Origin of the sequence: Streptomyces sp. NPDC020917, assembly GCF_044333795.1 — a bacterium.
Lineage (GTDB): Bacteria > Actinomycetota > Actinomycetes > Streptomycetales > Streptomycetaceae > Actinacidiphila.
Genome location: NZ_JBIRRR010000001.1, coordinates 831,410 through 851,766 on the forward strand (window position 1 = coordinate 831,410; position 20,357 = coordinate 851,766).

General features: G+C 76.4%; 13 protein-coding genes, 2 pseudogenes and 1 riboswitch. All 15 genes and pseudogenes read right to left on the minus strand.

All coding sequences use genetic code 11. The features are described 5' to 3' along the window. Positions 1-256: 256 nt before the first annotated feature. Positions 257-1,309, minus strand: a pseudogene (cobC, locus tag ACH4TG_RS03550) (Rv2231c family pyridoxal phosphate-dependent protein CobC); the annotation flags it as partial. Then, on the minus strand, positions 1,293-2,258 hold the full coding sequence (locus ACH4TG_RS03555; RefSeq protein WP_398240302.1) for a CbiX/SirB N-terminal domain-containing protein: 966 nt from the start codon (positions 2,256-2,258) through the stop codon (positions 1,293-1,295). The gene ACH4TG_RS03555 and the pseudogene cobC, both read right to left, overlap by 17 nt. Continuing rightward, a complete protein-coding gene (locus ACH4TG_RS03560) occupies positions 2,255-2,845 on the minus strand; it encodes a precorrin-8X methylmutase (RefSeq protein ID WP_398240304.1) in 591 nt (196 codons plus the stop codon). The genes ACH4TG_RS03555 and ACH4TG_RS03560 overlap by 4 nt, the downstream gene beginning before the upstream one ends. A 125-nt stretch (positions 2,846-2,970) precedes the next feature. After that, positions 2,971-4,686: a precorrin-3B C(17)-methyltransferase gene (gene cobJ, locus ACH4TG_RS03565; RefSeq protein ID WP_398240306.1), complete on the minus strand. Its 1,716-nt coding sequence runs from the start codon at positions 4,684-4,686 to the stop codon at positions 2,971-2,973. A 521-nt stretch (positions 4,687-5,207) separates the two neighbouring features. Continuing rightward, positions 5,208-6,419 (minus strand): annotated as a pseudogene (gene cbiE / locus ACH4TG_RS03570) (precorrin-6y C5,15-methyltransferase (decarboxylating) subunit CbiE); the annotation flags it as partial. Positions 6,420-6,423: 4 nt separating this feature from the next. After that, a complete protein-coding gene (cobM, locus tag ACH4TG_RS03575) occupies positions 6,424-7,299 on the minus strand; it encodes a precorrin-4 C(11)-methyltransferase (RefSeq protein ID WP_398240308.1) in 876 nt (291 codons plus the stop codon). Then, on the minus strand, positions 7,296-8,054 hold the full coding sequence (gene cobI / locus ACH4TG_RS03580; protein ID WP_398240310.1) for a precorrin-2 C(20)-methyltransferase: 759 nt from the start codon (positions 8,052-8,054) through the stop codon (positions 7,296-7,298). Before cobI ends, cobM begins: the two co-directional genes overlap by 4 nt. Next, positions 8,039-9,508: a cobyrinate a,c-diamide synthase gene (locus ACH4TG_RS03585; RefSeq protein WP_398240312.1), complete on the minus strand. Its 1,470-nt coding sequence runs from the start codon at positions 9,506-9,508 to the stop codon at positions 8,039-8,041. The genes cobI and ACH4TG_RS03585 overlap by 16 nt, the downstream gene beginning before the upstream one ends. After that, entirely contained in the window at positions 9,505-10,101 is a 597-nt protein-coding gene (gene cobO, locus ACH4TG_RS03590; RefSeq protein WP_398240314.1) for a cob(I)yrinic acid a,c-diamide adenosyltransferase, read from the minus strand. Before cobO ends, ACH4TG_RS03585 begins: the two co-directional genes overlap by 4 nt. Next, positions 10,101-12,134, minus strand: a complete 2,034-nt coding sequence (locus ACH4TG_RS03595) for a putative cobaltochelatase (RefSeq protein WP_398240315.1) — start codon at positions 12,132-12,134, stop codon at positions 10,101-10,103. The genes cobO and ACH4TG_RS03595 overlap by 1 nt, the downstream gene beginning before the upstream one ends. A gap of 73 nt (positions 12,135-12,207) precedes the next feature. After that, positions 12,208-15,906, minus strand: coding sequence for a cobaltochelatase subunit CobN (gene cobN / locus ACH4TG_RS03600; RefSeq protein ID WP_398240317.1), 3,699 nt, complete (start codon positions 15,904-15,906; stop codon positions 12,208-12,210). Further along, positions 15,903-17,429 (minus strand): cobyric acid synthase, encoded by a 1,527-nt coding sequence (locus ACH4TG_RS03605; RefSeq protein WP_398240319.1) that lies wholly within the window; start codon positions 17,427-17,429, stop codon positions 15,903-15,905. Before ACH4TG_RS03605 ends, cobN begins: the two co-directional genes overlap by 4 nt. After that, positions 17,426-18,400, minus strand: coding sequence for a cobalamin biosynthesis protein (locus ACH4TG_RS03610; RefSeq protein WP_398240321.1), 975 nt, complete (start codon positions 18,398-18,400; stop codon positions 17,426-17,428). The genes ACH4TG_RS03605 and ACH4TG_RS03610 overlap by 4 nt, the downstream gene beginning before the upstream one ends. A gap of 174 nt (positions 18,401-18,574) precedes the next feature. After that, a riboswitch (cobalamin riboswitch) is annotated at positions 18,575-18,772 on the minus strand. Positions 18,773-18,895: 123 nt separating this feature from the next. Next, positions 18,896-19,105: a hypothetical protein gene (locus tag ACH4TG_RS03615; RefSeq protein WP_398240323.1), complete on the minus strand. Its 210-nt coding sequence runs from the start codon at positions 19,103-19,105 to the stop codon at positions 18,896-18,898. 31 nt (positions 19,106-19,136) lie between these two features. After that, the gene (locus ACH4TG_RS03620; RefSeq protein ID WP_398240324.1) at positions 19,137-20,336 is read right to left on the minus strand and encodes an anion permease; all 1,200 of its coding nucleotides are present in this window, start codon (positions 20,334-20,336) and stop codon (positions 19,137-19,139) included. Between the last annotated feature and the right edge of the window lie 21 nt (positions 20,337-20,357).

Below are 20,357 nucleotides of genomic sequence, written 5' to 3' on the forward strand. Positions count from 1 at the left end.
GGGTGCGGGCGGCGCCGGGGAGGCCGGCCCCGCACCGCCCGCCGTCTCAGTGCCCCTGCCCCGAACGGCCGGGAGCCGTGGCCGCGGAACGGCCGGGAAGCCCGTCGGAGCCGGGAGCGCATGCGGAACCGGGGGAGCCCGGATCGCCGGGGGAACCGGGGAGTTCCGGCGCACCGGCGTGCCCGGAGGAGGGGCTGGCCCCGCCCGCGCGAGCGGGGAGGGGCGGCAGGCCGGGGAGGTCCGGGAGGGCGACGGTGGCCATCGCGAGGGCGTTCGCGAAGCCGTCCGTCGTCCGCCGGTCCCGGACCGCGACCCGCAGCCAGTCGGGACCGAGCCCCGGGAAGGTGTCCGCGCGGCGCACCGCGTACCCCGACTCCCGCAGCCGCAGGCGCGCTTCGGCCCCGCCCGGCAGGTGCAGCAGCAGGAACGGACCGGCCGGGGTGTCCCCGGCGACCCGCACCCCGGGCACGCCGCGCAGCCGCTCCACCAGATAGGCCCGGTCGGCGGTGACCGTGCGGGCCGCCTCCGCCGCCTCGGACAGCGCCTCCGGCGCCATGCACGCCTCGGCCGCGGCGAGCGCCGGGGTGGACACCGCCCACAGCGGCTGCGCCTCCTTCAGGGCGGCGACCAGACCGGCGCCGGCCAGCAGGTAGCCGACGCGCAGGCCCGCCAGCCCCCAGGTCTTGGTCAGGCTGCGCAGCACGACCAGACCGGGGACGTCCTCCTCCGGCGTCCCGCCGGCCAGCGACTCGCGCTCGCCCGGCACCGCGTCCATGAACGCCTCGTCCACCACCAGCGTCCGCCCGGGACGCGCCAACCGCCGTACGAGAGCGGCCGGGTGGAGCACCGAGGTGGGGTTGGTCGGATTGCCGAGCACCACCAGGTCGGCGTCTTCGGGGACGTCCGCGGGGTCCAGGCGGAAGCCGTCCGCCGCGTCGAGCAGCACCCGGTCCACCGTGTGCCCGGCCGCGCGCAGCGCCGCCTCCGGCTCGGTGAACTGCGGGTGCACCACGACCGCGCGGCGCGGCCGCAGCACCCGGGCGAGCAGCACGAACGCCTCGGCGGCACCCGCGGTCAGCAGCACCTCGGACTCGGGCCGACCGTGCCGTGCGGCGACCGCGCGCCGCGCCGCGGTGCCGTCCGGATAGGCGGCAAGTCCCGCCAAGGAAGCCGCGATCCGTTCCGCCAGCCATGAAGGCGGCGTGCCGGCGCGGACGTTGACGGCGAGGTCGACCAGACCGTCGCCGACCTCGGCGTCCCCGTGGTGCCGCAGGTCGTACTCCGCCTCGGCCTCAGCGGGTGGGCGCATGGCGGTGGTCCCCTTCCTGGGGCTGGTCCGCGTGCGGTTCGTGGGTGTGGGGTTCGTGGTCGTGCGGGCCGTGGTCGTGCGGGCCGTGCGTGTGTCCCGGGTCGTCCGGGTGGTGGTGCGGCTGCTGCGGCCGGCCGACCCGGTCCTCGAACCCGGGCAGCTTGATCCGGTACACGCAGGAGTCGCAGTTCATCCGCAGGTCGCCCCGGAGCGTCTCGCGGTAGCGCTCCATGACCAGTTCGGCGAGTTCGGGCTCCGGGCCGATCACGCCGGCGCAGCGCACGTCCGTGCCGTCGTGCCCCGCGGCCCACTCCCGCGCCTGGTCCCGGACCCGGTCCGGCAGCACGCCGGGGAAGAGGAAGTACGGCAGCACCACGACGCGGCGCGCGCCCAGCGCCCGGCACCGGTCGAGGCCGGCCCGCACCGACGGCTGCGCGAGCGACACGAACGCGGTCTCCACACCCCCGATGCCGCGCCCCTCCCACAGCAGCCGCGCGGCCTTGAACACCTCGGCGTTGGCGTCGGGGTCCGTCGAGCCGCGGCCCACCAGCAGCACCGTCGTGCCCGCGCGGTCCGCGCCGGCCAGAGCCTCGTCGAGCCGGCGCTCCAGCACCTGCAGCAGCTTCGGATGCGGGCCCAGCGGGCGCCCGTAGGCGTACGAGGTACCGGGATGGCGCTGCTCCTCGCGGGCCAGCGCCGCCGGGATGTCGCCCTTGGCGTGCCCGGCCGACACCAGCACCAGCGGCACCGCGGCGAAGCGCCGCACCCCGGCGTCCACCAGGGCGGCCACCGTGTCCGCGAGCGGCGGCGGCGACAGCTCGATGAAGCCGCCGCCGACCGGCAGCCCGGGCTCCGCGGCGTCCAGTCGGGCGACGAAGTCGCGGAACGCCGCGGCGCCGGCGGCATCACGTGTGCCGTGTCCGACGAGCAGCAGTGCAGGCGGGTTCACCGGTCGTTCTCCTTCAGGGGATGGTGCGTGTACAGCAGGGCGTTGAGGGCGGCGGCGGCCACCGCGGAGCCGCCCTTCTCCGAGACGTTGCTCACCGCGGGCAGCCCCGACGCCCGCAGGTGCGCCTTGCTCTCCGCGGCGCCGACGAAGCCGACGGGCATGCCGATGACCAGGGCGGGCGCGGCGTTCAGCGCGATCAGCTCCTCCAGCGCGGTCGGCGCGCAGCCGATCACCCACACCGCGCCCGGCCCCACCTCGGCGTAGGCCAGGCGCACCGCGTGCGCGCTGCGGGTCAGCCCCGCGCAGGCCGAAGCGTCCGGCAGCCGGCAGACGGCGCGCCGCGCGGTGATGCCCGCGGCGACCATCTCGACGTCCGCGACGACCGGCGCGCCGGCGTGCAACGCCTCGTGCGCGGACCGCAGTTCGTCCTCGTCCGCGACGAGGTCGGTGGCGTAGGCCAGATCCGCGCTGGAGTGGATCACCCGTTCCAGCACCGCGCGCCGCAGCGGCGGCAGGTGCGAGGTGTCGAGCCGCGAGCGCAGGATGCGGAAGGACTCCTGCTCGATGGGGTGGACCGTGCGGGTCACGATGCTCCTTCCGGTCGTGGTGCGGGCCGCTCCGGCGGCTGCTGAAGGCATGGTGCGGGCCGGGCCGGCGGGTGTCGCGGTCGTGGCGCGGGCGGGGCGTGCGCCGGGTGCGGGCCGGGGCGCGGTCACGACTGCCACCGGTAGCCGCGCGGGGTGACCATGCGGCCGGCGACGGTGCGGGTCGCGGTGTTGCCGACGGTCACGACGGTGACCATGTCGACCGCCGCCACGTCCAGGGCGGTCAGCGTGGTGACCGCGGCGCGCTCGTCCGGTCGGGACGCGGCGTGCACCACGCCCACCGGCGTGTGCGGGGCCCGGTGCTCCGCGAGGATCGCCAGGGCCTTCGGCAGCTGCCAGTCCCGGCCGCGGCTGCGCGGGTTGTAGAACGTCACCACCAGGTCCGACTCCGCGGCCGCCCGCACCCGGCGCTCGATCACCTCCCACGGCGTGTGCAGGTCGGACAGGCTGATCGACACGTGGTCGTGGCCGAGGGGCGCGCCCAGCAGGGCCGCCGCCGCGAGGGCCGCGGTGACGCCCGGCACGCCCACCACGTCGATGTCGTCCGCTGCCTCGGCGAGGGCGGGCGAGGCCATCGCGTACACCCCGGCGTCGCCGCTGCCGATGAGGGCGACCGCGTGGCCCGCGCGTGCCTCGGCCACCGCGGTGCGGGCCCGCTCCTCCTCGGCGCCCAGCCCGGACTCCAGCACGCGGGTGCCGGGCCGCAGCAGGTCCCGGATCTGCGCCACGTACTGGTCGAGGCCCACGACGACCGAGGCCCGGCGCAGCTCGGCGGAGGCCCTGGGGGTCAGCAGGTCCCGGGCGCCCGGGCCGAGTCCGACCACCGCGAGTCTGCCGCGGGGGCGGCGGCGCGCGACGGCTGCGGTGGCCATCGCCGACTTCCGCTTGGGTACGAGGAGTTCGGGGCCGGGGGCCGTGCCGGTCGCGGCGCCGGGGCCGCGGGCGTCGAGCAGGGCGGCGGCCTCCGCGACCGAGGGCGTGCCCACCGCCTGGAGCGGCGCGTCCGACGGGTTCGGGACGGCGACCCCGGCGAGCGCCCCGGCCGGGAACGTCCGCAGCTCCACCCCGAGGTGCGCGGCCGCCTCGACGATGCCGGCCTCCGACGCCTTCGCGTCCACGGTGGCCAGCGCGGCGACGCTCGCCTCGGCGAGACCGGCCTCCGCCAGCGCCGCGCGGACGAGGGCCAGCACCTCGGCGGACGTCACGCCCCGGCTGGCGCCCACCCCGACGACCAGCGACGGCGGCCGCACGAACACGGTGTCCTCGCGCGGGCCGTGCGTCTCGTCGGTGACCCACACCAGGGGCTGCCCGGCGTCCGGGGCCTGCCAGGCGGTCGTGGGCAGCGGCGGCAGCGGCCACGGCGGGTCCGCGCGCAGGGCGACGGGGTCGCCGTCCAGCAGCGCCCGGGTCACGGCGGCGACGGCGCCCTCGACCGGGTACGGGAGGGTGTCCAGCGCCGTGTGCGAGGTGGCGTCGGTGGCCGTGGTCACGACCGGCTCGGAGCCCAGCACCGCGGCGACGTCGGCGGCGAGGTCGTTGGCGCCGCCGCCGTGCCCGCCGAGCAGGGCGAGCGCGTAACGGTGCGCCTCGTCGACGGTCACCACGCCCGGGTCCGCGTCCTTGCCGCCGAGCAGCGGTGCGAGGAGGCGCACGGTGGCGCCGGTCGCCAGGAACACGACGAGGTGGTCGCAGCCGCGGAAGGCCTCGGTGAGGCTTTCGCGGACGGGGCCGTCGTAGACGCGGGCGCGCTCGGGCCCCCACGCGGCGGCGAGTCGCTCGCACCCGCGCCGTCCCGCGGCTGTCGCCGCCACCAGGCCGATCACGTCGTCACTTCCTTGTCTCCTCGTCGCGCTTTTCCGCTGCGCTGGGCTTCGGGGGTGGGGGCGGGGTTGCTCGCCCTCTCGTGCGGGGGCGCGTCGTGCCCCGCGGGGTGCGTTGTCCTGTGCGGGGCGTGGCTGGCTGGGCGTGCGGTTCCCCGCGCCTCTTCGGGGGTGGTGGTGTGGTGCTGGGGCGGGGTGCCGTCTGCGAGCCGATGGGTGGCTGGTCGCGCAGTTCCCCGCGCCCCTGGCGGCAACGGGGCTGCCCCTGGGGGTGTTTGGCCGTCTGCCGGGGCGTTGTTGTGGGGCGCGCAGTTCCCCGCGCCCCCGCGGGGGGCGTTGTGCCCCGCAGGGTGCTTTGCCGTGTGCGGGGCGTGGCTGGCTGGGTGTGCGGTTCCCCGCGCCCCTTCGGGGGTGGTGCTGTCTGGGAGGCCTCGCACCACTTCGGGGGTGGTGCCGTCTGGGAGGCCCCGCGCCCCCTCGGCGGTGGTGTGGTGATGGCGTGGGGCGGGGTGTTGCGGGTGCTCGGGGCGGGTGGTCCAGAGGATGAAGACGGGGTTGGTGGGGGAGAGGCGGGTGGTGGTGTCGGGGAGGGGGGTGAGGCGGGAGGAGTGGAGGAGGATGCCGTCGCAGGTGAAGCCGGCGGCCCGGAGGGCGGTGCGGACGGCGGGGACGCGGTCGAGGGCGGCGAGGGTGACGACGACGGTGCGGCGGGCGCGCAGGGCGCAGGCGGTGACGATCGCCGGGAGGCCGGCGCCGCCGCCGCCGACGAACACCGCGTCGGGGTCGGGGAGTTCGGCCAGGACTTCGGGTGCGGCGGCATGGACGGTCTGCACGTCCACACCGTGCGCCGCCGCGTTCGCCCGGATCCGCGCCACGCCGTCCGCGTCCCGCTCGACGGCCACCGCGGCGGCGCCGAACCGCGCGCACTCCACGGCCACCGAGCCGGACCCCGCGCCGATGTCCCAGACCAGCTCCCCGGTGCGCGGACCCAGCCGGGCCAGCACCACGGCCCGCACCTCGGACTTGGTGACCATCGAGTCGCGGTGCGCGAACTCCGCCTCGGGCAGCGCCCATCCGGCGGGTGCGGGCGCCGGCCCGGCCACCGTACGGGCGTCCGCCGCGGGCCGCCGGGCGCCCGGTGCCAGGCACAGCACCACGGACACGCCCGCGGACCAGTCGCGGCCGGCCGCCTCCTCGGGGCCGACCTCGACGACGGACTCCGCGGGTGTGCCGAGCGCGGCGCAGACCACCAGGGTGCGCGGCACCCCGGCGCGCGCCAACTCCGCGCCCAGCTCGGCCGGTCCGGCGCCCGGACCGGTGAGCACGGCCGTCTTCGGGTGCGCCCGGCACACGTTGACGGCGGTGCGCGGATCGCGGCCGTGGGCGCTCACCACGACCGCGTCGTCCCAGCCCAGCCCGAGCCGGGCGAACGCCACCGCGACCGACGGCGCCGACGGCCGCACGTCGAGCGCGCCCGCGCCGAACCGCGCGCCCAGCGCCCGCACGATCCCGAAGAAGCCGGGATCACCGGAGGCGAGCACGGTGACCGGCCGGCCCAGCGCCACGTACTCCGCGATGACGTCCAGCGCCGGTGCCAGCGGACCCAGCACCAACCGCCGGGCGCCACCGGGCAGTTCGGCCGCGTCGAGATGGCGTTCCGCGCCGACGACCAGCGCCGCGGCCGGGTCGACCGGGCCGGCCGCCACCCCGGTGCCCGTGCCCAGGACGGTGATCACGCCGTCAGCCACGAGAGGTCCGCAGGGCGCGCCGGGCGGCCGGGTCGGCCCGGCGGAAGCCGTGGAAGTGCCCCGGGTGGTACAGGTGCGAGCGGGTGCCGGACGCGGCCAGGGCCGGGCCCACCAGGAAGAGCGTGTGCTTCCACAACTTGTGGGCCTTCACGGTCTCTTCGAGCGTGCCCACCGTGCAGTGCAGCAGCAGTTCCTCGGGCCAGGTCACCTGGTGGGCGACCACCACGGGCGTGTCGGTGGGATAGCCGCCCTCCAGCAGCTCCGCGGCGAGCTGCCCGGAGCGTGCGGCCGACAGGAACACCGCCATCGTCGTGCCGTGGCGGGCGAACTCCCGCACCTCCTCGCCGGGCGGCATCGGCGTCTTCCCGCCGCCGAGCCGGGTCAGCACGACCGACTGGGCGACCTCGGGGATCGTCAACTCCCGCCCCGCCAGGGCGGCGACGGCCGAGAAGGAGGAGACGCCCGGCACGATCTCCACCTCGATGCCGAGGTCCGCGCAGCGGTCCACCTGCTCCTGGGTGCCACCCCACAGGGACGGGTCGCCGGAGTGGATCCGGGCCACCCGCAGGCCCTCGCGCGTCGCCCGCTCGTAGACGGCGACGACGTCCTCCAGCGACATGGCCGCGGAGTCCATGATCTCGGCGTCCTCGCGCGCGTGCCGCAGTACCTCGGCCTGCACCAGGCTCGCCGCCCAGATGACGACGTCGGCCTCGGCGATGGCCCGCGCCGCGCGGAACGTCAGCAGGTCGGCGGCGCCCGGACCCGCGCCCACGATCGTCACCCGGCCCGCGCCGGAGGAGCCCGTGCCCGCGCCGGAGGCTTCCCCGCCCGCGCCGGAGGATCCCGCGCCCTTGCCGTGCGTGCTCATCGCCCGCCACCTTCCGTTCCCAGGCCGAGCTTGGCGCCCCGGCCCCCGTCCCGCCGTGCGGGCGCGATCAGCGTCGACAGATAGGGCAGCGGGCCGTCCAGCAGCGCGGACGCCGGCCGGATCGACTCCCCGGGCAGGCCCAGCGCGCTGCCCCACACCGCGCCCTCGGTGCGGCCGGTCGCGTGCAGCGCCGCGGCCACCTCCTCCGCCAGCCGGCCGAACTTGTACGCCACGACGGTGCCCGGGCCGCGCAACGCCTCCTGGAGGACCGCGGATCCGGCCGTCACCGGGACGAGCGTCAGCGGCTCGGTGCCCTCGGTGAGCACCGCCCCGCCGCGCGCGGCCAGGTCCTGCATCGCCGTGATGCCCGGCACCGTGGCGACGGTCACCTCCGGCAGCAACGCGCCGACGGTGTGGGCGAGATACGTGAACGTCGAGTACACGTTGGGGTCGCCGATGGTCGCGAACGCCACCGTGCCGTGCTGCCGCAGCAGTGCGGCGACGCGCTCGCCCGCCGCGTCCCAGGCGGCCTCGCGCCGGGCCCGGTCGGTGCGCTCGTTGAGCGCGAACACCACGCGCACGATGCGCGCCGGATCGACGTAGGCCCGGACGGTGGCCTCGGCGCGGCCCATCTCGCCGGTGTCCATCACCGGCACCACCACGGCGGCGGCGGCCCGCAGCGCGTTCACGCCCTTCACGGTGACGAGTTCGGGGTCGCCGGGACCGACCCCGACTCCGGTCAGACGCATGCCCATGCGGCGCACCTTTCGACGAAGCGCCGCGCCAGCGAGGGTTCGGCGGACCAGTGCACGTGCAGGTAGGACGCGTGCACGCTGCCCACCACGAAGCCCTCGGTGTGGCGTTCGGGATGGGTGAACCCCCAGGCGGGGGCGGGGGACGACGGGCCGGGACGCACGATGGTGCGGTGGAACTCGTGGCCGCGCAGCCGGGTGCCCGCAACGGCCAGGACGCTGTCGCCGAGCGCGACCGCCTCGCGGTAGCCGAGGGTGAGGCGGTCGGTCATCGTCGCCGTGGCGTCCACGACGCCGCACATCTCGGCGCCGTCCAGGTCCCGTACGAGGTAGAGCAGCCCCGCGCACTCGGCGGCGACCGGCCCGGAGAAGGCCGCGATCCGCTTGCGCAGTGCGGTGTTGGCCGACAGCGCCGGCGCGTGGACCTCGGGGAAACCGCCGCCGACGACGATCCCCGCGGTGCCCTCGGGCAGCGCCTCGTCGGACAGCGGGTCGAACTGCGCGACCTCCGCGCCCGCGGCCTCCAGCAGTTCGGCGTTCTCCGGGTAGGCGAAGCTGAACGCGGGCCCGGCGGCCACGGCCACCACCGGACGGCCGCCGCGCACCGCGACACCGCCCCCGCCCTCGCCCGGCCGCCCGGCATGGCCGTCCCGCGGCCGCCCGCGCCCGTCCTCGCCCGGCTGCGCGCCCGCGCCGTCCCGCCCGTCCCGCGGCTGCGGAAGCACTGCCGTCCGCGGGTCCCAGGGTTCCGCGTCCAGCGGGGGCGCGGTGCGGGCCAGCGCCCACAGCGTGGCCAGGTCGCACGAGGCGCGCACCTGCTCGGCCGCCGCCTCGATCCAGGCGTCCGCCTCCGACCGCCGCTCGGCGGCCGGTACCAGGCCCAGGTGCCGGGACGGCACCCGCAGCGCGTCGTCGCGCCGCAGCGCGCCCAGCACCGGGACCCCCGCCTCGTCCAGCGCCTCGCGCAGCACCGTCTCGTGCCGGTCGGAGCCGACGCGGTTCAGCACGACGCCGCCGAGCCGCACCCCGGTGTCCCAGGAGGCGAAGCCGTGCACCAGCGCGGCCACCGACCGGGCCTGCGACGCCGCGTCGACCACCAGCACCACCGGGGCCCGCAGCAGCTTCGCGACCTGCGCCGTCGACCCCAGCTCGCCACGGCCGGAGGCGCCGTCGAACAGGCCCATCACGCCCTCGACGACGGCGAGTTCGCATCCCGCGGCGCCGTGCAGGAACAGCGGCGCGATCAGCTCCTCACCGCACAGGAACGGGTCGAGGTTGCGACCGGGGCGGCCGGTGGCCAGCGCGTGGTAGCCCGGGTCGATGTAGTCCGGGCCGACCTTGTGCGGCGACACGGACAGCCCGCGCGCCGCGAACGCCGCCATCAGCCCGGTGGCGACGGTGGTCTTGCCGCTGCCGGAGGCCGGCGCGGCCACGACCAGACGGGGAACGGACCTCACCACTCGATGCCCTTCTGGCCCTTCTGGCCCGCGTCCATGGGGTGCTTGACCTTCGTCATGTCGGTGACCAGGTCGGCGGCGTCCACCAGGGCAGCGGGGGCGTTGCGCCCGGTGATGACGACGTGCTGGGTGCCCGGCCGGTCCCGCAGCACCTCGACCACCTCGGCGGTGTCCACCCACCCCCAGTGCAGCGGGTACGCGAACTCGTCCAGCACGTACAGCCGGTAGGTCTGCGCGGCCAGGTCCCGCCTGACCTGCGCCCACCCCTCGCGCGCGGCCTCCTCGTTGGACTCCGGGGACCGCTGGACCCAGGACCAGCCCTCGCCCATCTTGTGCCAGGCGACCGTCCCGCCCTCGCCGGAGTCGCCGAGCACCCGCAGCGCCCGCTCCTCGCCGACCCGCCACTTCGCGGACTTGACGAACTGGAACACCCCGACCGGCCACCCCTGGTTCCAGGCGCGCAGCGCCAGCCCGAAGGCGGCCGTCGACTTCCCCTTGCCGGCGCCGGTGTGCACGATCGTCAGCGGCCGGTTGCGCCGCTGACGGGTCGTCAGCCCGTCGTCCGGCACCACGCTCGGCTTGCCCTGCGGCATCAGGCGGCCCTCCGTACGTCCTTGACGAGGGCGGTCACCGTGTCCGCCCGCAGCTCCTCCAGCGTCACCGCGACCGCCCCCAACTCCCGTGCCAGGGAACCGGCCAGGCCCAGCCGCACCGGGCCCGACTCGCAGTCCACGACCACCGAGGCGACCTGCGAGGCGGCCAGCAGCCGGGCCGCGCGGGCCGCGGTCGCCACCGGCTCCACGCCGCCGGTCGCCCGCCCGTCGGTGACCAGCACCAGCAGCGGCCGCCGCGACGGGTCGCGCAGCCGCTCCACCCGCAGCACCTCGTGCGCCCGGAGCAGGCCCGCGGCCAGCGGCGTGCGGCCGCCGGTCGGCAGGACCGCCAGCCGCGCCGCGCCGGCGTCCACCGACGACGTGGGCGGCAGCGCCAGGTCGGCGCCGGAGCCGCGGAAGGTCACCAACCCGACCTTGTCGCGCCGCTGGTAGGCGTCCAGCAGCAGCGACAGCACCGCGCCCTTGACCGCGCTCATCCGCTGCCGCGCCGCCATCGACCCCGAGGCGTCCACCACGAACAGCACGAGATTGCCCTCCCGGCCCTCGCGCACCGCCTGCCGCAGGTCGTCCCTGCGGACGACAAGACCGGGCCCGGTCCGGCCCCGCTCGCGCTGGTACGGCGCCGCCGCCATGACGGTCGCGGCCAGGTGCAGCCGGGTCAGCGGCCCCACCGGACGCCGCGCGCCGGTGGTGCGCCCGTGCGCGGTACGGGCCCGCGAACGGCGGCCCGCGGCGCCCTCGCCCAGGCCGGGCACGGCCAGCGGGCGGGTGCGGTACGGGTCCGCGGGTGCGGCCGGCGGCTGCTCCGCCGGGCCGCCGCCCGGGCCGCCCGCGCCCTCCTGGGGACCGCCCTGCTCCCCGCTGCCTGACGCGGCGTCCGGCCCGCCGGCCCCGTCGCCGGGCGCGTCCTGCGGCGGGCGGCCGCCGCCCGGCCCGTCCGGACCGGGACCGTCGGGGCCGGGGCCCTCAGGCTCCGGGTCGTCGGGGCCGCCGTCCCAGCCGCGCGCCTGCTCCAGCGTCTCGTCCAGCTTGTCCTCGTCCAGGCCCGGCGCGTCGAACGGGTTGCGGCGGCGCCGGTGGGGCAGGGCCAGCAGCGCCGCCTGCCGGACGTCCTCGGCCAGTACCACCGTGCGGTCCGCCCACGCGGCAAGTGCGGTCGCGGTCCTGGCCATCACGATGTCGGCGCGCATGCCGTCCACCTCGAACGCCGCGCAGGTCGCGGCTATCTGCCGCAGCGCGCCGTCCCCGAGCTCCACCCGGGGCAGCAGCCGCCGCGCGGCGGCGATCCGGGTGCGCAGCGCCTGCTCGTCGGCGGCCCAGCGCGCCGCGAAGCCGGCCGGGTCCGCGTCGTACGCCAGGCGGCGGCGCACCACCTCGACCCGCTCGTCGGTCTCGCGCGACGCGGCGACCTCGACGGTCAGGCCGAACCGGTCGAGCAACTGCGGCCGCAGCTCGCCCTCTTCCGGGTTCATGGTGCCGACCAGCAGGAAACGGGCGGCGTGCCGCACCGACACGCCCTCGCGCTCCACGTAACTCGCGCCCATGGCCGCCGCGTCGAGCAGCAGGTCCACCAAGTGGTCGTGCAGCAGGTTGACCTCGTCGACGTACAGCACACCGCGGTGCGCGTCGGCGAGCAGGCCCGGCTCGAACGCCTTCACGCCCTCGGCCAGGGCCCGTTCGATGTCCAGCGCGCCGACCAGGCGGTCCTCGGACGCTCCCACGGGCAGCTCGACCATGTGCGCGGGACGGGTGATGCCGTCGATCGAGGGGTCGTGCGGGCCGTCCGGGCACTTCAGGTCGGGATCCGCCGGGTCGCAGCCGAACCGGCAGCCGGGCACCACGTCCACGTCCGGCAGCAGCGCCGACAGCGCGCGCACCGCGGTGGACTTCGCGGTCCCCTTCTCGCCGCGGACCAGCACGCCGCCCACAGCGGGGGACACCGCGTTGATCAGCAGCGCCAGTCGCAGGTCCGACTGGCCCACCAGGGCACTGAACGGGTACGGGGTACTCACACCGACTCCTCGTGGTCGCGGTTGTGGCGGCAGGCGAACGGACCGCACGCAGGGCCGGTCAGGGCGCGGGCGGTCATGCGTCCCCTTCCCGGTCGCCCTCCAGGTCACCCTCCAGGGCGAGATAGGTCTCCCGCAGGCGCGCCAGCGTGTCCGGGTCGGGCTCCGCCCACAGGCCGCGGTCGGCGGCCTCCAGCAGGCGCTCGGTGATGCCGCGCAGCGCCCAGGGGTTGGACCGCGTCATGAACTCGCGGTTCTCGGCGTCGAAGACGTACTCGGCGCTGAGCTTCTCGTACATCCAGTCGTCGACCACGCCCGCCGTCGCGTCGTAGCCGAACAGGTAGTCCACGGTCGCGGCCATCTCGAACGCGCCCTTGTAGCCGTGCCGCCGCATCGCCGCCATCCAGCGGGGGTTGACCACCCGCGCGCGGAAGACGCGGTGCGTCTCCTCGCCGAGCGTGCGGGTCCTGACCTGGTCGGTGAGCGCGCTGTCGCCGACGTACGCCTGCGGCGAGGCGCCGGTGAGATGGCGGACCATCGCCACCATGCCGCCGTGGTACTGGAAGTAGTCGTCGGCGTCGACCAGGTCGTGCTCGCGGGTGTCGACGTTCTTCGCGGCCACCTGGATGCGGCGGAACGCCGCCTCCATGTCGCCGCGGGCCGCCCGGCCGTCCAGGCCGCGGCCGTAGGCGTAGCCGCCCCACACCGCGTAGACCTCGGCGAGGTCGGCGTCCGAGCGCCAGTTGCGGGCGTCGATCAGCGGCAGCAGCCCCGCGCCGTACGCGCCGGGCTTGGATCCGAAGACGCGGGCGGTCGCGCGGCGCCGGTCGCCGTGCGCCGCGGTGTCCTCGTCGGCGTGCGCGCGCACGAAGTTGGCGTCGGCGGGCTCATCGAGCTCGGCGACCGCCCGCACCGCGTCGTCCACCAGCGCCACCACGTGCGGGAAGGCGTCCCGGAAGAAGCCGGAGATGCGGACCGTGACGTCGATCCGCGGGCGGCCCAGCTCGGCGAGCGGCACCACCTCGAAGCCGGTGACGCGGCGCGAGGCGTCGTCCCACACTGGGCGGCAGCCGAGCAGCGCGAGGATCTCCGCGATGTCGTCGCCCTGGGTGCGCATGCAGGAGGTGCCCCACACCGTCAGGCCCACCGACGCCGGGTAGGCGCCGGTGTCGGCCAGGTGCCGGGCCAGCAGCGAGTCGGCGAGCGCGGTGCCGACGTCCCAGGCCAGCCGGGACGGGATGGCCTTGGGGTCGACGGAGTAGAAGTTGCGGCCGGTCGGCAGGACGTTGACCAGGCCGCGGGTCGGCGACCCGGAGGGCCCGGCCGGCACGTAGCCGCCGCGCAGCGCCCGCAGCACGTTCCCGATCTCGTCGCTGGTGCCCGCGAGCCGCGGCACCACCTCGCTTGCCGCGAACTCCAGCACCCGTGCGGCGTCCGGGACTTCGTGCCCGGCCAGCTCCCCACGCAGCAACGCGCCGGCCGTGCCGGGCGCCCAGCCGGCCGCCTCCATGGCCTCCACCAGCCGCCGCGCCAGCCCCTCCAGCAGGTCGATCGCGTCCGACGCGGTGCGGGCCGGGCCCGACGCGAGCGCGGTCAGCGCCGCGGGGACCTCGACGCGCGCGCCCGGCTCGGCCAGCAACTCCTTCTCCACCAGGCCGAACGACGCCGCGAGCGCGGCCCGCAGCCCCGGCAGGGCCGCGCCCACGCCGCCCCACACCTGCGCCGAACGCAGCACCGCCAGCACCAGGTTGACCCGCGGCTCGCCGACCGGGCCGGCGCCCAGGACGTGCAGGCCGTCCCGGATCTGGACGTCCTTGATCTCGCACAGCCAGCCGTCGACGTGCAGCACGAAGTCGTCGAAGGCGTCCTCGCCGGGCTGCTCGTCCACGTGCAGGTCGTGGTGGAGCTCCGCGGCCCGCACCAGGGTCCAGATCTGGCCGCGCACCGCCGGGGCCTTCGCCGGGTCGAGATCGCTGACCAGCGCGTACTCGTCGAGGAGTTGCTCCAGCTTGGCCAGGTCGCCGTAGGAGTCGGCGCGGGCCATCGGCGGCACCAGGTGGTCCACCACGGTCGCGTGGCCGCGGCGCTTGGCCTGGGTGCCCTCGCCCGGGTCGTTGACGATGAACGGGTAGACCAGCGGGAGTTCGCCGAGCACCGCGTCCGGGGCGCAGCCCCCGGACAGCCCGAGGCCCTTGCCGGGCAGCCACTCCAGGGTGCCGTGCTTGCCCAGGTGCACCACCGCGTCGGCGCCGAACGTGCGGTCCAGCCAGCGGTAGGCGGCCAGGTAGTGGTGGGACGGCGGCATGTCCGGGTCGTGGTAGATCGCGATCGGGTTCTCGCCGAAGCCGCGCGGCGGCTGGATCAGCACCACCACGTTGCCGAACTGCAGGGAGGCCAGCACGATCTCCGGCCCGCCGCCCTGGTCGTCGACGTACAGGCTGCCCGGCGGCTCTCCCCAGTGCTCGACCATCGCGGCCCGCAACCGCGGGTCCAGCGTGCCGAACCACTCCTGGTAGTCCTTCAGCGGCACCCGGGCGGGGGCGGTGGCCAGTTGCTCCTCGGTCAGCCACTCCACGTCGTGGCCGCCCGCCGCGATCAGCCGGTGGATCAGCTCGTCGCCCTCGTCCGGATGGTCGCCGGTGCGGTAGCCGGCCTCGCCGAGGGCCCGCAGCAGGCGCACCGCGGACGCGGGCGTGTCCAGGCCGACGGCGTTGCCGATGCGGGAGTGCTTGGTCGGATAGGCGGTGAACACCAGCGCCAGCCGCTTGTCGGCGTTCGGCTTGTGGCGCAGCGCCGCGTGGCGCACCGCGATGCCGGCGACCCGGGCGGCCCGCTCCGGGTCGGCCACGTACACCGGCACGTCGCCCTCGCCGGTCTCCTTGAAGGAGAACGGCACGGTGATCAGGCGCCCGTCGAACTCCGGGATGGCGACCTGCATCGCAGCGTCCATCGGGGTCAGCGCCGCGTCGGAGTCCTGCCACGCGGCGCGCGAGGACGTCAGGCACAGGCCCTGGAGCACGGGCACGTCCAGCGCCGCCAACGCGCCTACGTCCCAGGCCTCGTCGTCGCCGCCCGCGCTCGCCCCGGACGCCGTGGTGCCGCCCGCGGCCAGCACCGTCGCCACGATCGCGTCCGCCCGCCCCAGCACCTCGTACAGGCCCTCGTCGGCGCCGCGCAGCGAACCGCAGTACACCGGAAGGGCGTTGGCGTCCCGCGCCTCGATCGCGTCGCACAGGGTGTCCACGAACGCGGTGTTCCCGGACAGTTGGTGCGCGCGGTAGAAGAGCACCGCCACCGTCGGGCGGCCGGGGAGGTGCGGGCGGTCGCCGTGGACCCCGAACTCCGGCATGGCGCACGGCGCTTCGAAACCCTCGCCGCTCATCAGCACCGTGTCCGACAGGAAGCGGGTCAGCTGGGCGAGGTTGTCCGGGCCGCCCTCGACGAGGTAGCGCAGCGCCTCGGCGACGACGCCCGCGGGCACCGACGACAGCGCCATCAGCTCCGCGTCCGGCACGGACTCGCCGCCCAGCAGCACGGTGGGCACGCCGGAGGCGGCCAGCACCTCCAGGCCCCGCTCCCAGGCGCGGCGCCCGCCGAGCAGCCGGACGACGGCCAGGTCGGCGCCGTCCAGGAGCGCCGGCAGGTCCGCGTCCGGGTCGACCCGGGACGGGTTGGCGATGCGGAAGGCGGCGCCCGCGCCGCCGGCGGCACCGGTGGCGGCGCGCGCGGCGAGCAGGTCGGTGTCCGCGGTGGACAGCAGCAGAACGGTGGTCATGGTGCCCCCGGTGGCAGGAACGGGAGGCCGGCGGGAGCGCCGTCCTCGATGAGCCGCAGCAGCGCGGCGGTGTCCGTGTGCGCGTCGATCAGGTCGGCGAGGCGGTCCAGTTGCTCCTCGCGCAGCGCGGCGAAGGAGGTGCCGGGCGCGGGCACGAAGCGCCGGCCGGCCAGCCGGGCGACCAGCCGCAGGAACTCCCGGCGAAAGCCGTCGCTCTCCAGCGAGCCGTGCCAGTGCGTGCCCCACACCGCGCCGGCCCGGCAGCCGTCGAGGAACTCCTCGTCCCCGCCGAGGACTTCGGCCACCCCGTGGTGGATCTCGTAGCCGGTCACGGGCTGGCCGAGGGCGTGTCCCTCGGGCCGGGCCAGGGTCTTCTCCGCGGCGAACCGCACCCGCACCGGCAGCAGGCCCAGGCCCTCGACGGTGCCGGCGCGGGACTCCACGTCGTCCTCGATACGGGTCCCCAGCATCTGGAACCCCCCGCAGATCCCGAGCACCGGAAGGCCCTGCGCGGCCCGGCGGGCGACCGCGTCGGCCAGGCCCCGGGCGCGCAGCCACTCCAGCGCCCTGACGGTGCCGCGGGTGCCGGGTAGCACCACCAGGTCGGCGTCGGCGATCTCCTCGGGGCGGTCCACGAACCGCACCACGACGCCGGGTTCCGCGGCCAGCGCGTCGACGTCGGTGAAGTTGGACATCAGCGGCACGGCCGCGACCGCGACCCGCAGCACGTCCTCGCCGAGCGGCGGCGCGGCCGCCTTCGACTCCCGGGCCCGCAGGCCGTCCTCCTCGTCGATGCCCAGGCCGTGCGCGAAGGGCAGCACGCCCAGCGCCGGGCGCCCGGTGAGCTTCCGCAGCATGTCCAGGCCGGGCTGCAGCAGCGTCACGTCGCCGCGGAACTTGTTGACCAGGTAGCCGCAGACCAGTGCCTGGTCCTGCGGCGAGAGCAGCGCGGTGGTGCCGAAGAACGACGCGAAGACCCCGCCGCGGTCGATGTCGCCGACCACCAGCGTGGGCAGCGAAGCCCGGCGGGCCAGCGCCATGTTGACGATGTCGGTGCGCCGCAGGTTGATCTCCGCGGGGCTTCCCGCGCCCTCGCAGATCACCGCGTCGTGGGTGCGTCCCAGCTCCTCCAGGCAGCCGGCCACGGTGTCCAGCAGCTCGGCCTGGCGGCCGCCGTGGTAGCCGCGGGCGCTCAACTCGCCCACCGCGCGGCCCATCACGATCACCTGGCTGCTGCGGTCACCGCCCGGTTTGAGCAGCACCGGGTTCATCAGCGCCGACGGCTCGACCCGGGCCGCCTGCGCCTGCATCGCCTGGGCGCGGCCGATCTCCGCGCCGTCGCGGGTGACGAAGGAGTTCAGCGACATGTTCTGGCCCTTGAACGGGGCGACCCGCACGCCCTGCCGGACCAGCCACCGGCAGATCCCGGCGGTGACCACGCTCTTGCCGGCGTCGGAGTGCGTCCCCGCGACGAGCAGGCCCTTCACCCGCCGCGTGCCGGCCGTGCCCCGGGCCGCGTTCACCGCGCCCCCTTCGCCGGGCCGCCCGCGCCCGCGCGGCGGCGCGCGGCGGACAGCAGCAGCGACGCGCCGAGCGCCAGCCCGCCCACCCGCCGCGACAGCCTTATCGCGCGCGGGATGTCGGCGGGCCCGGGCGCGGGGAATTCCGCGCCCAGCACCGGCCGGTGCTCGACCCGCCCGCCGTAGGCGAGCGTGCCGCCCAGGCGCAGGCGCAGCGCGCCGGCGAACGCGGCTTCCACGGGACCGGCGTTGGGGCTCGGGTGGGACCGGGCGTCGCGGCGCCAGGTGCGCAGCGCGGCGCGCGGGTGCGGCCCGGCCAGCGCGGCCAGTGCCGCGGTCAGCCGGGCACCCGGATACCCCGCGGCGTCGTCCAGCCGGGCCGACGCCCAGCCGAACCGCAGGTAGCGCGGGGAGCGGTGGCCCACCATCGCGTCCAGGGTGTTGACGGCCCGGAAGCCGGCCAGCCCCGGCACCCCGAGCAGGCCGCCCCACACCAGCGCGCCCACCACGGCGTCCGAGGTGTTCTCGGCGACCGACTCCACCACCGCCCGCGCGATGCCGTCCGCGTCGAGGTGCTGCGGGTCGCGGCCGCACAGGTGCGGCAGCCGGGCGCGGGCGGCGGCCAGGTCGCCCGCCCGCAGCGCCTCGCCGATCGCCGTCGCCTCGCGGGCCAGCGAAGTGCCGCCCAGCACCGACCAGGTGGCGGCCGCGGTCAGCGCGACGGACAGCGCGGGGGAGGAGCGCACGGCCCGCCGGGCGAGCACCGCGGCACCCACCGCACCGCCGGCGCACAGCGCCGCATGGACCGTCCCGCTCAGCCGGTCGTCACGCCACAGCCGGCGTTCCAGTGACCCCGCGGCGCGCCCGAACCCCGCGACCGGATGGCCGCGACGCGGGTCGCCGATGGCGAGGTCGCAGAGGAAGCCGAGCGCGGCGCCGTACGCGTAGCCGTCTCCGGCACGTGTGGCTCGCATCGGCTCAGCCCGCCGTCACGCTCCGGCGGGGCGGGGCCTGGGGTGGACGGGGGGCCGGGGGCGGGACTGCGCTGGGGGCGGTGGGCAGGGCCGAACACGGCGGTGTGCCGGGGGTGTTCGCGCCCACTCGGGTGCCGGGCATGGCAGAGGTCCTCACTCAGGGTCCGCGCCCTGGTTCGACGTGACCGGCGGTGAGAGTCTCCTGGCTCCCGGATCAACGCACTCCCGGTCTTCCAGCCGGATGACCGGCCGTGACGTACGGGTTGGGAGTGCACTCCCCGGTGACAGTGGCGGGACCGCGCCGGATTCGCACCGGACTTCCTCTCCTGCCGCCGTATGGCTTCCGGCAGTTCACCACGTGCGCGATACCGGGTCAACTCCGCGTTGACCTGCGGGGATGGAGTGTGGCGAGGTCCACACCCCCGGCGCGCCCCCCGGCGAGCCCCGGCGGGGACGGTCGCCGTGGCCGTCACGTGCGGACGGCCACGGCGCAGGTCACTTCTGGACGATCAGTGTGATGCCCCATGCGACGGCCGCCGCGCAGGCGGCGAAGCACAGGTAGGCGCCGGTGCGGCTGAGCGCGGCCGTGCCGCCCCCGCGCCGGGTGAGCCCGACGATGCCGAGGGTGAAGACGCCGACCAGGCCGACGGTGGACAGCAGGGTGACGGCGAAGACCGAGAGCAGGGCGTGCCAGTCGATGGTCATGGGATGTCCTTCGCGGGGTGTGCTCGGGGCTTCAGGCGGCCGTGCCGGTGGCGGAGGCCGGCGGCGGCGGGGTGACCGCGGCGATCGCGGCGGTCACCGCACCCTGGGGCTCGCCGGCCGCGGACGGCTGCGGGTCGTTGACGTTGGCGTGGGTGATCGGCTTGCGGCGCGCGGCGGTGCGGATCGCGGCGCAGGCGGCGAGCGCGATCACCGCGACCGCGGCGACGCCCCAGCTGCCCTGCTCGGCCAGCAGCGCGGCGCCGGCCGCGACCAGGCCGGCCGCCGGCAGGGTCAGCACCCAGGCGGCGACCATCCGGCCGGCGGTGCTCCAGCGCACCACCGCGCCGCTGCGGCCCATGCCCGCGCCCATCACGGCACCGGAGCAGACCTGCGTGGTGGACAGCGCGAAGCCCAGGTGGGAGGAGGCGAGGATGGTGGCCGCCGCGCCGGTCTGCGCGGCGAAGCCCTGCTGCGGCTGGATGTCGGTCAGCCCGCGGCCCATGGTGCGGATGATCCGCCAGCCGCCGAGGTAGGTGCCCAGCGCCATCGCGGCGCCGGCGCAGACGATGACCCACAGCGGCGGGTCGGAGTTCGGCGCGAGGGCGTTGCCGGTGATCAGGGTGAGGGTGATCACACCCATCGTCTTCTGCCCGTCGCTGGTGCCGTGGGCGAGCGAGACCAGGCCCGCGGAGGCGATCTGGCCGGCCCGGTAGCCGCGCGACGTGGCCTCCGGGTCGGCGCCGCGGCCCAGCCGGTAGGTGACCCGGGTGGCGAGCGTGGACGCCAGGCCGGCCACGAACGGGGCGGCCGCGGCGGGGATCAGGACCTTCATCACCACGGCCTCGCCGTGGATGCCGTGGGTGCCGGCCGCGACCAGCACCGCGCCGATCAGGCCGCCGAACAGCGCGTGCGAGGAACTGGAGGGCAGCCCGGCGAGCCAGGTGATCAGGTTCCACAGGATGGCGCCGACCAGGCCGGCGAAGATCACTTCGGGCTTGATGCCGGCGGACTCGTCGATGATGCCGCCGGAGATGGTCTTGGCGACGGCCACCGACAGGAAGGCGCCGACGAGGTTGAGTACGGCGGACATGGCCACCGCCGTCTTGGGCTTGAGCGCGCCGGTCGAGATGGTGGTGGCCATCGCGTTGGCGGTGTCGTGGAAACCGTTCGTGAAGTCGAACACGAGCGCGGTCGCGATCACGATTCCGATCAGGAGCGTGATGTGTTCCATGGCCCCAGGTATTCGTTCGAG